The organism is Mesorhizobium sp. M1163 (genome assembly GCF_040318415.1).
GTDB lineage: Bacteria > Pseudomonadota > Alphaproteobacteria > Rhizobiales > Rhizobiaceae > Mesorhizobium.
Window position 1 is genome coordinate 42,152 of the sequence record NZ_JAMYMF010000028.1, and the last position, 16,064, is coordinate 58,215.

At 62.9% G+C, this 16,064-nt stretch carries 18 protein-coding genes; 4 read left to right on the top strand and 14 right to left on the bottom strand.

Annotation, left to right across the window (positions count from 1 at the left end; all coding sequences use genetic code 11):
- Positions 1 to 84: 84 nt before the first annotated feature.
- From NKH43_RS24320 to NKH43_RS24330, 3 genes are all read right to left on the bottom strand, one after another.
- Positions 85 to 609: a GNAT family N-acetyltransferase gene (locus tag NKH43_RS24320; RefSeq protein ID WP_352860185.1), complete on the bottom strand. Its 525-nt coding sequence runs from the start codon at positions 607 to 609 to the stop codon at positions 85 to 87.
- Between the two features lie 61 nt (positions 610 to 670).
- On the bottom strand, positions 671 to 979 hold the full coding sequence (locus tag NKH43_RS24325) for a hypothetical protein (protein ID WP_352547049.1): 309 nt from the start codon (positions 977 to 979) through the stop codon (positions 671 to 673).
- Positions 980 to 983: 4 nt separating this feature from the next.
- Positions 984 to 1,550 carry a helix-turn-helix domain-containing protein gene (locus NKH43_RS24330; RefSeq protein WP_352860186.1) on the bottom strand — a complete coding sequence of 189 codons (567 nt, stop codon included), beginning with the start codon at positions 1,548 to 1,550 and terminating at the stop codon, positions 984 to 986.
- Positions 1,551 to 1,701: 151 nt separating this feature from the next.
- Here NKH43_RS24330 and NKH43_RS24335 point away from each other — a divergent pair, with 151 nt between their 5' ends.
- The gene (locus NKH43_RS24335) at positions 1,702 to 3,531 is read left to right on the top strand and encodes an ATP-binding protein (protein WP_352860188.1); all 1,830 of its coding nucleotides are present in this window, start codon (positions 1,702 to 1,704) and stop codon (positions 3,529 to 3,531) included.
- A gap of 43 nt (positions 3,532 to 3,574) precedes the next feature.
- Here NKH43_RS24335 and NKH43_RS24340 read toward each other — a convergent pair whose 3' ends face one another.
- The 3 genes from NKH43_RS24340 to miaA all read right to left on the bottom strand — a co-directional run bounded on the left by NKH43_RS24340 (position 3,575) and on the right by miaA (position 5,974).
- The gene (locus NKH43_RS24340; RefSeq protein WP_352495179.1) at positions 3,575 to 3,961 is read right to left on the bottom strand and encodes an ester cyclase; all 387 of its coding nucleotides are present in this window, start codon (positions 3,959 to 3,961) and stop codon (positions 3,575 to 3,577) included.
- Positions 3,962 to 4,106: 145 nt separating this feature from the next.
- Positions 4,107 to 4,901: a GGDEF domain-containing protein gene (locus NKH43_RS24345; RefSeq protein ID WP_023720804.1), complete on the bottom strand. Its 795-nt coding sequence runs from the start codon at positions 4,899 to 4,901 to the stop codon at positions 4,107 to 4,109.
- A gap of 104 nt (positions 4,902 to 5,005) precedes the next feature.
- On the bottom strand, positions 5,006 to 5,974 hold the full coding sequence (gene miaA, locus NKH43_RS24350; RefSeq protein WP_352860250.1) for a tRNA (adenosine(37)-N6)-dimethylallyltransferase MiaA: 969 nt from the start codon (positions 5,972 to 5,974) through the stop codon (positions 5,006 to 5,008).
- On the opposite strand from miaA, the gene serB reads away from it, so the two are divergent.
- A complete protein-coding gene (serB, locus tag NKH43_RS24355) occupies positions 5,964 to 6,851 on the top strand; it encodes a phosphoserine phosphatase SerB (protein WP_023720883.1) in 888 nt (295 codons plus the stop codon). The genes miaA and serB overlap by 11 nt on opposite strands.
- On the top strand, positions 6,848 to 7,420 hold the full coding sequence (locus tag NKH43_RS24360) for a GNAT family N-acetyltransferase (RefSeq protein WP_023720806.1): 573 nt from the start codon (positions 6,848 to 6,850) through the stop codon (positions 7,418 to 7,420). Before serB ends, NKH43_RS24360 begins: the two co-directional genes overlap by 4 nt.
- 47 nt (positions 7,421 to 7,467) lie before the next feature.
- Here NKH43_RS24360 and NKH43_RS24365 read toward each other — a convergent pair whose 3' ends face one another.
- The 5 genes from NKH43_RS24365 to NKH43_RS24385 all read right to left on the bottom strand — a co-directional run bounded on the left by NKH43_RS24365 (position 7,468) and on the right by NKH43_RS24385 (position 12,871).
- Positions 7,468 to 8,985, bottom strand: a complete 1,518-nt coding sequence (locus tag NKH43_RS24365) for a DegQ family serine endoprotease (RefSeq protein ID WP_023720807.1) — start codon at positions 8,983 to 8,985, stop codon at positions 7,468 to 7,470.
- A 143-nt stretch (positions 8,986 to 9,128) separates the two neighbouring features.
- A complete protein-coding gene (hflC, locus tag NKH43_RS24370; protein WP_023720808.1) occupies positions 9,129 to 10,091 on the bottom strand; it encodes a protease modulator HflC in 963 nt (320 codons plus the stop codon).
- A complete protein-coding gene (gene hflK, locus NKH43_RS24375) occupies positions 10,091 to 11,185 on the bottom strand; it encodes an FtsH protease activity modulator HflK (RefSeq protein ID WP_023720809.1) in 1,095 nt (364 codons plus the stop codon). The genes hflC and hflK overlap by 1 nt, the downstream gene beginning before the upstream one ends.
- A 160-nt stretch (positions 11,186 to 11,345) precedes the next feature.
- On the bottom strand, positions 11,346 to 11,864 hold the full coding sequence (locus NKH43_RS24380) for a dihydrofolate reductase (RefSeq protein WP_352860190.1): 519 nt from the start codon (positions 11,862 to 11,864) through the stop codon (positions 11,346 to 11,348).
- A complete protein-coding gene (locus tag NKH43_RS24385) occupies positions 11,864 to 12,871 on the bottom strand; it encodes a DUF4424 domain-containing protein (protein ID WP_352860191.1) in 1,008 nt (335 codons plus the stop codon). The genes NKH43_RS24380 and NKH43_RS24385 overlap by 1 nt, the downstream gene beginning before the upstream one ends.
- 141 nt (positions 12,872 to 13,012) lie before the next feature.
- Between NKH43_RS24385 and cobF the strand changes: the two genes are divergently transcribed.
- On the top strand, positions 13,013 to 13,786 hold the full coding sequence (gene cobF / locus NKH43_RS24390) for a precorrin-6A synthase (deacetylating) (RefSeq protein ID WP_352860192.1): 774 nt from the start codon (positions 13,013 to 13,015) through the stop codon (positions 13,784 to 13,786).
- A gap of 33 nt (positions 13,787 to 13,819) precedes the next feature.
- Here the strand turns inward: cobF and NKH43_RS24395 are convergent, their stop codons facing one another.
- The 3 genes from NKH43_RS24395 to modB form a co-directional block, all read right to left on the bottom strand.
- Positions 13,820 to 14,161, bottom strand: coding sequence for a winged helix-turn-helix domain-containing protein (locus tag NKH43_RS24395; RefSeq protein WP_023676697.1), 342 nt, complete (start codon positions 14,159 to 14,161; stop codon positions 13,820 to 13,822).
- A gap of 81 nt (positions 14,162 to 14,242) precedes the next feature.
- Positions 14,243 to 15,355 carry a molybdenum ABC transporter ATP-binding protein gene (gene modC, locus NKH43_RS24400; RefSeq protein WP_023720813.1) on the bottom strand — a complete coding sequence of 371 codons (1,113 nt, stop codon included), beginning with the start codon at positions 15,353 to 15,355 and terminating at the stop codon, positions 14,243 to 14,245.
- Positions 15,352 to 16,056: a molybdate ABC transporter permease subunit gene (gene modB / locus NKH43_RS24405; RefSeq protein ID WP_352495174.1), complete on the bottom strand. Its 705-nt coding sequence runs from the start codon at positions 16,054 to 16,056 to the stop codon at positions 15,352 to 15,354. The genes modC and modB overlap by 4 nt, the downstream gene beginning before the upstream one ends.
- Positions 16,057 to 16,064 lie beyond the last annotated feature (8 nt).

Genomic DNA, 16,064 nt, shown 5'->3' on the forward strand with positions numbered 1-16,064 from the left:
CGAGAATGAGTGCCGTTTTCATGGTCGCGGACAATAGAATTGGTTTGATGGTGCTGTCAACGGCGAATGTGCGCGGGCCAGATATCAGACTGTACCAATGCGCTTCCAGTAGATGAGGGTGCCCGTCAGCCCGCCATGCGGCTTCAGCGCATAATCTGGTATTTCGCCGCTCAGCGTGAAGCCGAGCTTTTCATAGAGGCCGGAAGCCCCCTCCTCTTTTGCCGTGTCCAGCACCAACAGCGTGCGGCCTTTCTCCATGGCAACGGCTTCCGCCGCCTCCATCAGGCGGGTTGCGACGCCCTTGCCGCGATAATTGAGGCGGGTCATCAGCTTGGCGATCTCGGCCCGGTGCGGCTGGTTGGGAGGGCAGTCGAGCAGCACGGTGACGGTGCCGATCAGAGCCTCGCCGTTCCAGGCCCCGAGCACCGCCCTTTCGCCTCTGGCGACCGCCTGAAGCGACTTGTTCCAGAAGGCTGCAGCCATCTCCGGCGCCAAGGGACGCATGAAGCTGACCGAGCCGCCGGCGGCAACCGTGCCGATCAGCAAATCGACCAGCATTTTTTTCGTTCCGGCAGTATTGCTGAGCAGGTTGATTTCTATTGAATCCATGTGGTCTCCTCTGTGTGCAACGGGAACGGCAGTGCATCGAGCGGCAGCATGGCCTGCACCGTCAGCCGAAATGACTGGTCCGCTTCCGCTTCCTGGCTCGGCGGATTTCTCCGATGCGCTCGGCGTCTTCCTCTTGCAGATGTCGCCCGCGTTCCAGCAGTTCGAGCGTGTATTCCTCATAGGTCAGGCCTAGCCGCTCGGCCTTGTCCAGCCGCATCAGCATGATCTCGCGGCTCGGCACTTTCCATGCCTGGGCATGGGCGGTCCGCCAGGCAAGAAAGATATAGGGGTCTCCCTTGCCCCAAGGCGGACCGTCGTAGTCGTCGAGCGGCGGACCGCCATTGTCGGAACGTTTCGGACGGCGCGCCATCGTCTCAGCTCCTGGCCAACGCAACCAGATAGTCGGCGGCGTCCGGCCCCGGAGCGTGGAAGACGCAATCGGATGGCGCGCCGAGCGCCAGGCAGTCGCCGGGCTCGAGCCTGTGAACGATGTCGCCCTCGACGAATTCCAGCTGCCCGGAGATCAGCCAGATCTGTTGTCTGATGAAGGCATAGGAGGCCGCCGGGAAGCTCACCTTGGCGCCCGCCGGCAGTTGGACCCGGATCAGTTCGAGCGGCATGTCCGAAACCGGCGAAAGGTGCCGCCGCACATAACCCGTAGCCGGATCGCGCCAGACCGGCTGGTCACGTTCGCGAAGCAGGCCACCGCCTTGCAACTCCGCCCTTGCGATCAAAGTGGAAAGCGTCATGCCGAACGCGGCCGCAATGCGCACGAGGAGTGCCGCCGTCGGGCTCGTCATGCCGCGCTCGATCGTGCTCAGCATGGCTTTCGAGACATCGGACTGCTCCGCCAAATCCCCCAGGGACCAGCTGCGAGCCACCCTTTCGGCGTGTATCCTTCTGCCGATAGTCGATGAGATGTCGTTCGCTATATTATCCATTCATCCACTATAGCGAAATCCCGCGCTCGGGCAACGGCCGTTTCATCCAGTTTTCGCAAACCCCTTAACGTCCGCTAAACCATCCGGCCTCACCCCACCTTAACCCCGTCCGCCTAGGCTCATTGTTTGGGAAAAGGGGATCGGCCTGTCCATGCTCGTCGAACGCGAAACCTCCATTGGAGAACCGACTTTGCTGGAGCGCCGCAGGGCGGAGCAGAACGACAAGCGGATTCTGGGCAATGTCGTGCAATGCGATGGCGCGCGCGCCACCATCAGCGCCTATGCCGACGATATCGAAGGCACGGTCACCGGCCTATGGAGCGTCGGCAAGATGATCTCGATCAATCTCGGTACATCACGAACCGTCGGACTGGTCTACGAAATCGGCAAGTCGGATCGTGCCTGGAGCAGCGAGGGCCAGAATCCGATCGAGGTCAGCATCGAATTGATTGGCGAGGTGCGCGACGGCGCCGAACCCGGCGCCAAGCCGGTATTCGACCGCGGCATCACGACCTATCCGCATATCGGCGCCATTGCCCATCGTATCCGCAGCCGCGACCTACAGGCCGTCTACGATCTCGCCGGGCGTCATTCGATTACCATCGGCACGCTGTCGCAGGACGAGGCCATCGACGCCAATATTGCCATCGACGATACGCTGGCGCGCCATTTCGCCATTGTCGGCACGACCGGGGTCGGCAAATCGACCGCCGTCTCGCTGCTCTTGCGCAAGTCGATCGCCGCCCGGCCCGACCTGCGCGTGCTCATCCTGGATCCACACAACGAGTTCGCCGCGTCCTTGCCCGAATATTGCTTTAGGGTCGATTCGACGACGCTCGACCTGCCTTTCTGGATGTTCAAACTCGAGGAATTCGCCGAGGTGCTGTTTCGCGGCCGCGAGACGGTGCCGGAAGAGGTCGACGCCTTGCGCGATCTCATTCCCGCGGCCAAGAACCTCTATCGCAATCCGAACACCGGCAACTACCTGCGGCGCAGCACCGACGCGCTGACCGCCGACGCGCCGGTACCCTATCGCATTGCCGACCTCATCAAGCTGGTCGACGAACGCATGGGATTGCTGGAAAGCAAGAACGATCGTCCAACCCTCAGGTCACTGAGGACACGTATCGAATCGGCGGCATCCGATCCGCGCTACCGTTTCATGTTCAACTCGCGCCTGATCGAGGACACCATTCACGAGACGATCGGCAACATTTTCCGCGTGCCGCATCACGGCCGCCCGGTGACCTGCTTCGAAATGGCCGGTATGCCGTCCGAGGTGGTCAATTCCGTATGCTCGGTGCTGGCGCGGCTGGCGTTCGACCTGGCGTTGTGGAGCGAAGGCCGCTTGCGGCTGCTCTTCCTGTGCGAGGAAGCGCATCGCTATATGCCGGCCGATCCGCGCCTCGGTTTCGCGCCGACCCGGCACGCGCTGTCGCGCATCGCCAAGGAAGGCCGCAAATATGGCTGTTATCTCGGCGTCGTCACCCAGCGCCCGGGCGAGCTTGATCCGACCATCCTGTCGCAGTGCTCGACGTTCTTCGCCATGCGGCTCGCCAATGAGCAGGACCAGGCGATCATCCGCTCGGCGATCGCCGATTCCTCGGCTTCGACGCTGGCGTTCCTGTCTTCCATGGGGCAGCGCGAGGCCATTGCCTTCGGAGAAGGCGTGGCGACGACGATGCGGATGAAATTCGAAAAACTCTCCGAGGATTTGATCCCCGGCACGGCTAAGCGCGAGGACGCCTTGCCCTCCGAAACCGGCGACGAGGTCGACCTCGTGGCGATCGTCGAACGGCTGCGCAACGTGCCGAAATCACAACAGGCAATGCCTTTCGCGGAAGTCGTCGATCCGGGCCGGCAGGCCGGCGACTCGGACTATCGAAAACCGCCGGCCGCACGCACCCAGCGGAGCGACGATTTCGACTTGCGCTACGGCCTCAAGCCGGCGACCTTCGGGCTACGCCCGCAAAACGAATGAGTCGGCGACTTTTAGGCAGACCTCATCGGTGCGGCCGCAGGTATCAAAGCTGAGCTTCGATGGCTGCCCTGTCTATAACTGACCACACCTGGCGAATTTTCCCTCTCTGAAACTCATAGAATACGTTCTCGGCAAACGAAATTCTCTTCCCGCTTACATCAAGCCCAAGGAACGTTCCCCTTGGCGCGCAGTCGAAGCTTAGCCGGCTCGCTATATAAGGCGGATCGGCAACCAATAGCCGAATGTCGAAATAAAGGTCCGGAATTTCATCGAAGTCTCTCTCCAACATTTCGAGGTACCCGGATAATCCGAGCGGCCGACCGTTGTGGATCACTTCATCATGAACAAACTGCCCCAGAATTGGCCAATCCTGCTTGTTCAGACATGCAATATAGCCTCGGTAAAGATCGGAGAGGTCGGATTTGATCACGGCAACACCTCTATCTCCCACAAGCCTTGCAAGGCGCCGTCTCAGCCTACTTGGCGACGTCGGTCTGCGAGCGCCGGAAGCGCAGAAAACGGCACCAGACGGCCAGCATCCCGAATTTCCAGCATCACGAATTTAATGACGGGATTCAGGCGCAGACGCGGTTGCGGCCTTGCCTCTTTGCCTCATAGAGCTGGCGGTCGGCGCGGCGATAGAACTCCTCGGCGGTTTCCTTGCGGTCCCAGACGGCAAGCCCGACGCTGGTGGTGATTTTCAGTCGGACATTGCCTGTCAGCACCGACATGCTGGCGATCGCCTTGCGGATGCGCTCGGCGAATTTGGATAGCAGCTCGGCGTCCATATTGGGCGTGACCACCGCGAACTCCTCGCCGCCCAGGCGCGCCACCACGTCGTGATAGCGTGTCATGTCCTTGAGACAGTTGGCGACGGCCCGCAACACCTCGTCGCCGACATCGTGGCCGTGGCTGTCGTTGACCTGCTTGAAGTGGTCGAGATCGAGGATCATCAGCCCGACTGGTTTTTCGATGCGGCGAAACTCCTCGAGATATTCTTTCAGCGCATCGTCGAAATAGCGCCGATTCTGCATGCCGGTGAGGCTGTCGGTCAGCGCCGCATGCTCCAGCGTCTCCGAGCGCGCACTGAGTGAAACTGTCATCGCGCGCAGCTTGCCTTCTTCCGTCGCCTGCTTTCGGATCAGCGGATAGATGAAGAAAATGCCGAAGAACAGCGCAGTCGCCAGCAGCACGCCGATCGCAAACAGCAGCTTGTTGAGATAGACGATTTCATCGAGTTCCGAAGGCGTATTGCTAATGTCGGCCGCCAGGGTTTGCAGGAGTCCATAGGCGTAAAGCGTCACCAGGCCGGCGGCCAGGATCACAAAAATAAAGACGAAAAACGCTGATTCCGCCTTGTGGAAATGCATCTGCTCCCCGTTGAAAAGTTCCTATCGATCTTATGGCATGCGGGAGCTTACGGACAGTTAACCTGGACAACTTCAACGCGAAATGTCCCCTCGATGTCGACTTTTCAGGTTGCGCTCGAAGGAGGGGGTGAGATCACCCAGTTGATCCCCTCACCGGGACGCAACCTGTGCCATTCCGGACCCAATTGGTGCCTGAACCAGGTCGCCTGCCGCTTTGCATATTGCCGCGTCGCGATCTTCGCACGCTCGATAGCCTCGGGAAAACTGATGGCGCCGGCCAGCGCGGCCTGAAGCTCGCGAACACCGATTGCCTTCATCGCCGGCAGGTCGGGATCGAGGCCGAGCACTGAAAGCTGCTTCACCTCGTCCAATGCCCCCTTGTCCAGCATGCGGTCGAAGCGGCCATCGATCCGCTCCACCAGCGCCGCCCGCTCCGGCTCGATGACGAAAAAGCGCGCGCTGCTTGTGTCGATCAACGGCTGGCCACGCGCGGCCTGCCAGTCCAGGATGGAACGGCCCGACGCGTCGAGCACCTCCAGCGCCCGCACGATGCGCTGGCCATCCGTCGGCTTCAGCACCATGCCGGCCGCAGAATCCTCGCGCAACAGGATGCGGTGCAATCTCACCGCGCCCTGTTCCTGGAGCTCGTAGCGCCAGCGCTCGCGGATCGACTGCGGAATGTCGGGCATCTCCGAAATACCTTCCGTGAGTGCCCGGAAATAAAGCCCGGTGCCGCCGACGAAAATCACTTGCCGCGCCGAAAGCGTGCCGTCGTCGATCAGCTTCATGACATCACGCAACCAGGCGCCGGTGGAATAGGCGGTGGACGGATCGACGTGTCCATAAAGAAAGTGGGGGACGCGGGCGAGTTCGGCAGGACCAGGCCGCGCCGTCAGCACGTCGAGCACCGAATAGCCTTGCATGGAATCGGTGTTGACGATGACACCGCCATTGCGCTCGGCGAGGTCGAGTGCGAGTGCCGACTTGCCGCTGGCGGTCGGCCCGGCTATCAGGATCGCGTTCTTCACGCGACCTTCGCCCGCCTGTCTGCTGGAATTTTCGATGCCGCTGATCGCCACGCTTCTATCCCATCCCGCCGGCCGCGCATTGACGCCGACGCTAGCGAATATGGCCTCGCGGTTGGTCGGCGCAAGCGCTGTTCGCTGGCTGGCCGAAGGCATCGCCTGCGAGCTCGATTTGCCGGAGACCGCCGAAGCTTCCGAAATAACGGCCCGCCTGCATGCCGCGCTTGCTTCCGAACCCATCGACGTGGCCGTCCAGCCGGCTGAGAACAGGCGCAAGAAGGTCCTGATCGCCGACATGGATTCGACGATGATCGAGCAGGAATGCATCGACGAGCTTGCCGACGAGATCGGCGTCAAGGATCGCGTCGCCGCCATCACGGCGCGATCGATGAACGGTGAGATCGCATTCGAGCCGGCCTTGCGCGAGCGCGTGGCGCTGCTTAAGGGTCTCGATGCCGCAATCATCGACCGCATCATCGACAATCGCCTGACGCTTGCCTCCGGCGGTCGCACGCTCGTCCAGACAATGGCGGCCAACGGCGCCTGGACGGCGCTGATCTCCGGTGGTTTCGACATCTTCACCACCCGCATCGCAGCATTGCTCGGTTTTCACGAAAATCGCGCCAACCGGCTGATCGAGCAGGATCGCCGCTTCACCGGCTTGGTCGCCGAGCCGATCCTCGGCCGCGCCGCCAAGGCCGAAGCCCTTATCGAGATTTCCGCCCGCCTCGGCCTGACGCCTGCCGATGCCATTGCCGTGGGTGATGGCGCCAACGATCTCGACATGATCCGTCTTGCCGGCATCGGCGTCGCCTTGCACGCCAAGCCGGCCGTGGCAGCCGAGGCAAAGATCCGCATCGACCACGGCGACCTCACCGCCTTGCTTTATCTGCAGGGTTATCGCCGGAAAGAATTTATCGAATGACGCCGATCCGCACCGAGCGCCTGATCCTGCGCAACTGGGAAGATCGTGACCGCGAGCTCTTCCATCGCATCAATTCCGACGAGCGCGTCATGGAATTCTTTCCGTTTCGCCGCGACCGCGCCCAGGCTGACGCCAAGATGGAGGAGTTGCGCGCCGCTATCGATCGCAACGGCTTCGGCTTCGCGGCCGCTGAGATCACAGCCACAGGTGAATGCATCGGCTTCGTCGGCATAACCCGAACCGATCATTTGCCCTTCCTGCCGCCCGGCACGATCGAGATCGGCTGGCGGCTGGCACCCGAATTCTGGGGCCGCGGCTATGTCACCGAAGCAGCCGAAGCCTGGCTCACCTATGGCTTTGAAAGACTTGGCCTCCACGAAATCGTGTCCTTCGCCGTCAAGGATAACAGCCGGTCCACTGCCGTCATGGAGCGCCTGAACATGATCGCCGACCCGGCCTCCGACTTCGACCATCCCGGTGTTCCGGACAGCCACACCGCACTCAGGCGACATGTCTTCTACAGGCTGTCACGCACAGACTGGCAAGCAAGAAAAAGGGCGGCCCGCTAGCCGCCCTTTTTCTTTTCAAGATCAGAGTGTTACAGGCTCTTCCGGACTCAATCCATCCGGATTGTCACAAACCTCAGCTCGCCGGTCTTCGACGCCAGCATCAAAAGCGCGTTCTTGCGCCCTTGCTCCTTCAGCGCGCCGATCCGGTCCATGACGTCCTTGGGCGTGGCGACCGATTCCTGCGCGATCTCGGTGATCACCTCGCCCGGCTGGATGCCGCGTTCGGCAGCGGCTGAATCCTTGGTGACGTCGGTCACGACGACGCCGGAGACGTCGGCGGCGATGCCGAATTTCGTGCGCGTCTCGTCGTTGAGCTCGCCGATCGTCATGCCAAGCACGGCAGCCGTCGAAACGGCAGGCGCCTTGTCGGCATCGTCCTGGTCGGTGTTGCCGTTTTCACCGCCGCTGGCAAGCTTTTCGCCGTCCTCGAGTCGGCCGAGCGTCACCTTCACGGTCTGCTCGACCCCCTTGCGCACGATGATCACGTCGACCGCCTTGCCGACCGGGCTTTCCGCCACGACGCGCGGCAGGTCGCGCATTTCATGGATGTCCTTGCCGTCGAACTTGATGATGACGTCGCCGGCCTGGATGGTGCCGTTGTCGACCGGTCCGCCCTTGATGACGCCGGCAACCAGCGCGCCCTTGGCGGTCGCCATGCCCAGGCTTTCGGCAATGTCGTCGGTCACCGGCTGGATGCGCACACCGAGCCAGCCGCGCCGCGTCTCGCCGAACTGGCGAAGCTGGTCGACTACGCCCGAGGCGAGCTGCGACGGAATGGAGAAGCCGATGCCGATCGAGCCTCCCGACGGCGAGATGATTGCCGTGTTGATGCCGATGACCTCGCCGCTGCTGTTGAACAGCGGTCCACCGGAATTGCCGCGGTTGATCGCGGCATCGGTCTGGATGAAGTCGTCATACGGGCCGGAATTGATGTCGCGATTGCGCGCCGAGACGATGCCGACCGTCACCGTGCCGCCGAGACCGAACGGATTGCCGATCGCCATCACCCAGTCGCCGACACGCATCGTGTTGGAATCGCCGAACTTCACCGCTGTCAACTTGTGCCCTTTCGGATCGACCTTCAGCACCGCGACGTCGGTCTTGGTGTCGGTGCCGACCAGCGTCGCCTTGAGCGTCACCCCGTCGGAGAAATTCACCTCGATGTCGTCGGCATCGGCAATGACGTGGTTGTTGGTCACCACGATGCCCTGCTCGGCGTCGACCACAAAGCCGGAGCCCAGCGACTGCACCTTTTGCCCGCCGCCGCCCTTGTCGCCGCCACGGTTCTTGAAGAAATCGTCGAAGAAGTCCTGGAAGGGTGAGCCTTCCGGGAGCTGCGGCATCGGCACGGCGCCCGGACCCTCCGTGCCCTTCACCGTCTGCGAAGTCGAGATGTTGACCACCGCGCCGAGCAGGCCGGCGGCGAGATCGGCAACCGAGGGTGGCCCGTCGGCTGCCACTGTCGGCGTCACGAACGACGGAACGGCAACTGCGCCGACCAGAAGCGCAGCGGCCCCGGCGATGAACGTCCGCCTCGCTGCACGCAGAAGGGTGGTGGATGTCATCGAAAGGCCTCCGGGTGTTCTAAAAAAGCGCTTCGGCAAAAACGCCGCGTCGCGTCATGTTGGCAAGAAATAAGGCACGTTTGCGGCTACGGCTACCGCCAGAGGATAAATCCTCCGTTACGCCGGCTTCCCCTGCACCGGCCCTACTGGCCGGTGCCTGGCTGTGCCGCTGGCGCGGCGGGAGCGGGCGGCGCTGGCGGTGGTGCCGCCGGTGCCGCGAGCGTTTCCTTGCTGTTCGGGTCGCGGAAAAAGCGGAAGAACTCGGAATTCGGCGACAGCACCATCGTCGTTCCGGTGCTGTTCAGCGCCGTGCCATAGGCATTCATCGATCGATAGAAATCGAAGAAGGCCGGATCGCGCTGATAGGCCCCGGCAAACGTCGCGCTGCGCTGGGCTTCACCTTCACCACGCAGGATTTCAGACTCTTTTTGCGCTTCGGCGACGATTTCCACCACTTCGCGGTCGGCGCGGGCCCTGATCCGCTGCGCTGCCTCATTGCCTCGCGCCCTCAGCCGCTCGGCTTCGGCGAGACGTTCGGCCTTCATGCGGTCGAAGGTCTGCTGCGAGACCTCAGCCGTGAGATCGGTGCGGCGGATGCGGACATCCTCGATCTGCAGGCCAAGCGAGGTGGCGTCGGGCCTCAGTTGATCGCGTACCTCGCGCATCATCACGGCGCGCTCTTCCGAGAGTGCCGCCTCGAAGTCGCGCAGGCCGTAGACGCGGCGCAAGGCGGCGTCGAGACGCGTCCTCAGCCGGGCCTCGGCCAGTTCGATCTGGCCGGAGACCGCGGCGCGAAACACGCGCGGATCCGAGATACGATAGGCGATAAAGGCATCGACCTCATAGAACTTGCCGCCCGAAACCTGGACGCGGATGTTGTCGAGGTCGAAGCGCAGGACCCTGTTTTCGATCAGCTGCACGGTGTCGGCATCGAAGAAGGAGAACGGCGCCTTGAAATAGATGCCTGGCTGGTTCTTGACGTCGACGATTTCGCCGAACCTGAGCACCAGCGCCTGCTGGCGCGCATTGACGACGAAGACAGACGAATAGAGCAGGAACAGGATGACCGCGGCGATGACCGCAATGACGGGAAGACGGTTGGCCATCACTGGTTTCCTCCGGCGGCCGGTGCCGGCGCCTTCTGCTGCAATGCGGGCAGCGGCAGGTAGGGAACGACCCCTTGCCCATTGCCTTGCTCGACGATGACCTTGCTCGAATCCTTCAGCACCCTCTCCATTGTTTCCAGGTAAAGCCGCTTGCGCGTCACCTCCGGCGCCTTTGCATATTCGTCATAGACCGAGATGAAGCGCTGCGCCTCGCCTTCGGCCTCCTGCACGACCCGGTTCTTGTAGGCGGCCGCGTCTTCGCGGATCTGCGCGGCAGCGCCGCGCGCCTGGCCGAGCTTCTGGTTGGAATACTGATTGGCCTGCTCGACGAACTTGTCCTCGTCCTGTTCGGCCCGCTGCACCTCGTCAAACGCGTCCGCCACCTCGCGCGGCGGCGCGGCATCCTCGATCGAAATGGCGTTGACGTTGAGGCCGGCCTTGTAGCCGTCCAGCGTCGTCTGGATGATCTCACGCACCGACGCCGCAATTCCTTGCCGGTCGTCGCGGAAAATGTCCTGCGCCGGGCGCCGGCCGACCGCTTCACGCATCGCGCTTTCGGCGACCTGCTGCAGCATGCCGCCGGGGTCGGACACGTCGAACAGATAGGCCTTCGGGTCGGAAACCTGATAGGCCACAGAGAATTGCACGTTGACGATGTTCTGATCGCCGGAAAGCATCAGACCATTGCCGCTGGTGCTGCCGCCACCGATGCTGACAAGCTGCTCGGCGATGTTGGCGGTCTCGACCGTTTCAATGGGCCACCAATGGAAATGCAGGCCAGGCTGCGAGAGTTCCGCCTTCGGCTTGCCGAACCTGAGCTCCACCGCAACTTCGTCGGGCTGCACGGTGTAGACCGCCTTGAACGCCCACAGCACCACCAGCGCCGCAGCAATCAGCCCGAACACCGCCGGGCTCGCGCCACCGCCGCCCGGCAGTGCGCGCCGCAACCTATCCTGCCCACGCCGGATGATATCCTCGAGATCAGGAGGCGAGCCCTGCGGGCCGCTGGGTCCCTTGGGTCCCTGTCCCCAAGGTCCCTGATTGTTGCCGCCGCCCCACGGGCCGCCGCCGCCGCTCTTGTCGTTCCAGGGCATGAATGTCCTTTCGCTTGGAATTCCCTCAAGCGCCGGCTCACCGGCGCAAAATCCAATATTATTCTTCTATAGGGATGCAACGGCACGCTTTCAACGCGATCGGCTGCCGTCACAGTCCGCCTTTGGGTCCATTTAGACCTGTCGCGACGCTTTGTCGTCTTCAATTCAGATCGCGGCGCCGCTCGTAAACCGAATAGCGTGTCGCATGGCTGTCCTTCTCACCGGCCTCAACCTCCTGTGAGTGGACTATCCGCCACAGTGCCGGGTCGATCGGCGGGAAATGAGCGTCGCCGTCGACCGCGGCCAGCACATGGGTGACGTGCAGCCGATCGGCCAGCGGCAGCGCCTGAGCATAGATCTCGCCGCCGCCGATGACGCAGATCTCGTCGGCGCCTGCCATGCAGCGCCCGCGCACCGTCGCCAGCGCGATTGCGTCCTCGATCGAGTGCGCGACTTCTACGCCCTCGGCGCGCCATGCCCTGTCCCGCGTCACCACGATGTTGAGCCTGCCCGGCAACGGCCGGCCGATGCCTTCATAGGTCTTGCGGCCCATGATGATAGGCTTGCCCATCGTATCGGCCTTGAACCGCTTGAGATCGGTGGAAAGCCGCCACGGCAACCCACCCTCGCGCCCGATCACGCCGTTCTCGGCGATGGCGACGTAGATCGCGAGGTCCATCAGCCGCCGTTCCCGCCATCGGATGGCTCCAGCAGCAATATGTCAATGTCGCGCTCGGGGTAGAAGTTCTGCGCCTTCATCTCGAAGGTCGTCGGTCCGATCTTCCTGACGTTTTCGCCGCAAAACGAGACCAGGTTCTTCGGATCGCCCTTGTCGACGGTCAGCTTGAACGTGCCGATGTTTCCCGACGCCCAGTTGCCGCCCGTGGTCAGGATATAGGCGATGCGGTTCTCGAAATATTTGGGGTAGCCGTCGGGATCGTCCTTGGCTGCCTTGCGCACGGCGTTCTCGAACGTGTCATCCATGCAGTAGCGGGTCTTGTAGGCGGCATACTGGCCCTGGAACTGGCCGTCATAGAAGAAACTGACCGAGGAGGTGCCGCCGACGCTCGGCTTGTAGCGATGCGAGACATGCACCGCCTTGTTGGCCGGAAAGGTCGAGCGCCACCAATAGGTCGAGCGCAATTGCCAGAACGGCGTATAGACGGTCTTCATGCCCGAACCGTCATCGGCAGTGTCTTCGATGATGATGCCGCGGTTGACCCAGTCGTCGGTGACCGCTTGCGGCAGCTTTGCCAGCGCTGCCTTGGCCGCATCGCCGAATGGATAGAAAGGCACGCCCTGCGCCTCCAGGTCGGCGCCAATGTCGATGCCGAGCGCGAACACCTTCTGCTCGAGCTGCGGCTTTGCCGGCACCCCGTCGATCGTCACTTCGAAGCCGAGGAAATTGTCGCTCTGCGCCTCGGGAATCGCCGGTATTTCTTCGGGGTCGCCTTCGATGTCGGGCATCGGAAAGGCGACGATCGCATCGACATCCTTGTCGGTGTTGTTGCGGAAGACGTAATCGACCGTCACCCTTTCCGGCGAGATGTAGAGATCCTCGCTTTCCATCGCCACCGCATCGCTGCGCGACAGGATCAGCCCACCGGTGCCGAGTTCGGCGACCGAATCATTGGCGAGCGCAGGCGTAGCCGAGAGCGCCAACGCGGTCAGGACGTAACGGAACATGGAAACTCCCCCGGCGAGAATGCCAACATGACTCTAGCCGTTCAATGTGGCGTTTCAAAGCCTTTCGGCAAATGCGCCGGCGCGTGCCGGCTTGTCGTGTCGGTCTAGACACGCCGGTCTCGATCGGGCAGGAGTTCGCTCATGCGCAAGCTTCTTGTCATCGGCATCGGCGCCGGCAATCCGGAGCACATGACGGTCCAGGCCATCAACGGCCTCAATCGGGCCGACGTGCTGTTCATCCCCGACAAGGGCGCCAAGAAGAACGATCTCGCCGAATTGCGCCGCCAGATCTGCGACCGCTTCGTCATCAATCCGAACTCGCGCCGCGTCGAGTTCGACGTGCCGGTGCGCGCCGAGCCGGCGCCTTCCTACCGCCCGACCGTCGACGACTGGCACGAGGCGATCGCCGCGATCTATGAAGGCCTGATTCGCGGCGAACTCCCCGAAGATGGCTGCGGCGCCTTCCTGATCTGGGGCGATCCTTCGCTCTATGACAGCGCGCTGCGTATCCTGGAGCGCGTGCGCCTCAGAGGCAATGTCGCGTTCGAGCTGGAGGTCATCCCTGGCATCACCGCCATCCAGGCACTCGCAGCCAGCCACAAAATGGCATTGAACCGCATCGGCGACGCCATTTTGATCACCACCGGCCGCCGGCTCGCCGAGGAAGGTCTGCCCGAAAACGCCGGCAGCACCATCGTCATGCTGGACGGCAAATGCGCCTTCAACACGCTGGCCGACAAGGACGTTAGCGTCCACTGGGGCGCCTATCTCGGCACACCCGACGAGATCATCATCTCGGGCCGGATTGGCGACGTCAGCGACGAGATCGTCAGCACTCGTGAGGAGGCCCGCCGGAAAAAGGGCTGGATCATGGACACCTATCTGCTGCGCAAGCCGGGCGAGCCTGAGGAGTGACAGGGATTGAGCGCGGCATGAATTCCGCCGAGTTCACGCAGCATCGATCTCGGCCTGCAGCGCCTCCATATGCGCCGCCGCTGCTGAAGACGCAGCCCGCTCGATGGCGCGGAAGCGGCTGACCACCGCAAGCCCGACCGACGTCAATTGGGCGCCACCGCCTTTCTTGCCGCCCGTCTGTGCCGCAACCAGCGGCTTGCCGAACACGCGGTTCATGTCCTCGACCAGATCCCAAGCGTGCTTGTAGGACATCTCCATGCCGCGCGCCGCGGCCGAAATCGAGCCGAAGGCAGCGATCTGTTCCAGAAGCTCGATCTTGCCCGGCCCGATGCGGCCATCTGGATCGAGATTTATCCGCAAGCTCAGCGACGGCATTTGCTCCTCCGCGGTCACGCCATTCTACAAGTTCTCCAGCGATACCGCTATTCCAAAACGATATAGCGAATCATCGGCCGTTCACCCATCCGCCTCGGCGGGGAGGCCGGCGCCGGTATTCGCTCGGTCGAAGCTCACCGTCTTGACCACCGCGAAGACCTTTCGGCCAAGCTGGAGCCCTAGCGTCTGCCGCGATTGTTCAGTGATGCGGGCAAGCACGGTTGCGCCATTGCAGTCGATGCCGATCTCGACCGTAGGCCCTTCGCCCGGCTTTATCGCCATGATCGCGCCCGGGAATATGTTGAGCGCGCTGAGGCCAACCGGCTGCTCGGTGGCGATCATCACGTCGCGGGCGCGGATGCGGACGCGCACCGGCGCACCGACCGGCGTTGCCAGAAGCGGCACACGGATCTCGCCCGCCGCCGAGCCAAGCACGGTCATGCCAAACGCCTCGTCGTGGCGCAGAACCGCGGTATCCAGCACGGCACCGCCCTCGCCGCGCTCTTCGGCCGGCAATAGATCCAGACGCTGCATGATCACTCCGGTTGGACCGGAAGCAGCGACCTTGCCCTGCATCAGTACCACGACGTCGCTCGCCAACCGCGCCACTTCGGCGATCGAGTGGCTGACATAGACGATCGGGATTTTCGTCTCGTCGCGCAGCCGCTCGATATAAGGCAAGATCTCGGCCTTGCGCGCCTCGTCGAGCGACGCCAGCGGCTCGTCCATCAGCAGCAATTTCGGACTGGCAAGCAGCGCCCTGCCGATTGCCACGCGCTGCTTCTCGCCACCGGAGAGTTTTGCCGGCCGCCGGTCGAGCAAATGGCCGATCCCGAGCAGTTCGACCACGCCATTGATATCCGCGTAGCGCTCAGCAGCCGGCGTGAACCAGCGGCCATAGCGCAGATTGCTCGCCACGCTCATATGCGGAAACAGCCGCGCGTCCTGGAACACCATGCCGATCCGCCGCTTGTGCTTCGGCATGAACAAGCCGGCATCGCTATCGACCAGCACACGGCCGTCGGCCGCGATACGGCCTTTGTCGGGGCGGATCAGCCCGGCAATCAGGTTGATCAGCGTCGTCTTTCCGGAGCCGGAAGGCCCGAACAGCGCAGTCAGCCGCCCGGCGCTTTCGAAGCGGGCATTGACGGCGAAATCGCCAAGCCGGTGGCTGATGTCGACCTGAACCGTCATTCGATGTCCATCCGCCGGCCGACGCGTCGCGCCAGCACTTCCGAGGCGACCAGTGCCGCCATCGAGATGACGATCGAGATCAGCGTCAGCCTGAGCGCGCCGGCGTCGCCGCCGGGAACCTGCGTGAAAGTGTAGATCGCCGACGGCAGCGTCTGCGTCTCGTTCGGAATGTTGGAGACGAAGGTGATCGTCGCGCCGAATTCGCCCATCGCCTTGGCGAAGGAGAGGATCGCACCGGCGATCAGGCCGGGCAGGATCAGCGGCAGCGTGATCGTGCCGAACACCCATAATGGATTGGCGCCGAGCGTGCCGGCGGCCGCCTCGATCTTACGGTCGACCGCCTCGATCGACAGCCGGATCGCCCGCACCATCAGCGGAAAACCCATCACGCCGCAGGCGAGCGCGGCGCCGGTCCAGCGAAAGGAAAAAACGATGCCGAAATGTTCGGCCAGGAAAGCTCCGGCCGGACCGCGCTTGCCGAAAGTCAAAAGCAGCAAATAGCCGGTCACCACCGGCGGGAGGATCAGCGGCAGATGCACCAGCCCGTTGAGCAGCGTCTTGCCCCAGAACTGGCCGCGGGCGAGCACAAGAGCGATCGCTACGCCCGGCGGCAGGCTGGCAATCATCGCTACGGTCGCCACCTTGATGGACAGTCGGACCGCATTCCATTCGTCGGGAGCGAGATCCAGCAGCCAGCTCATGCTCAGGG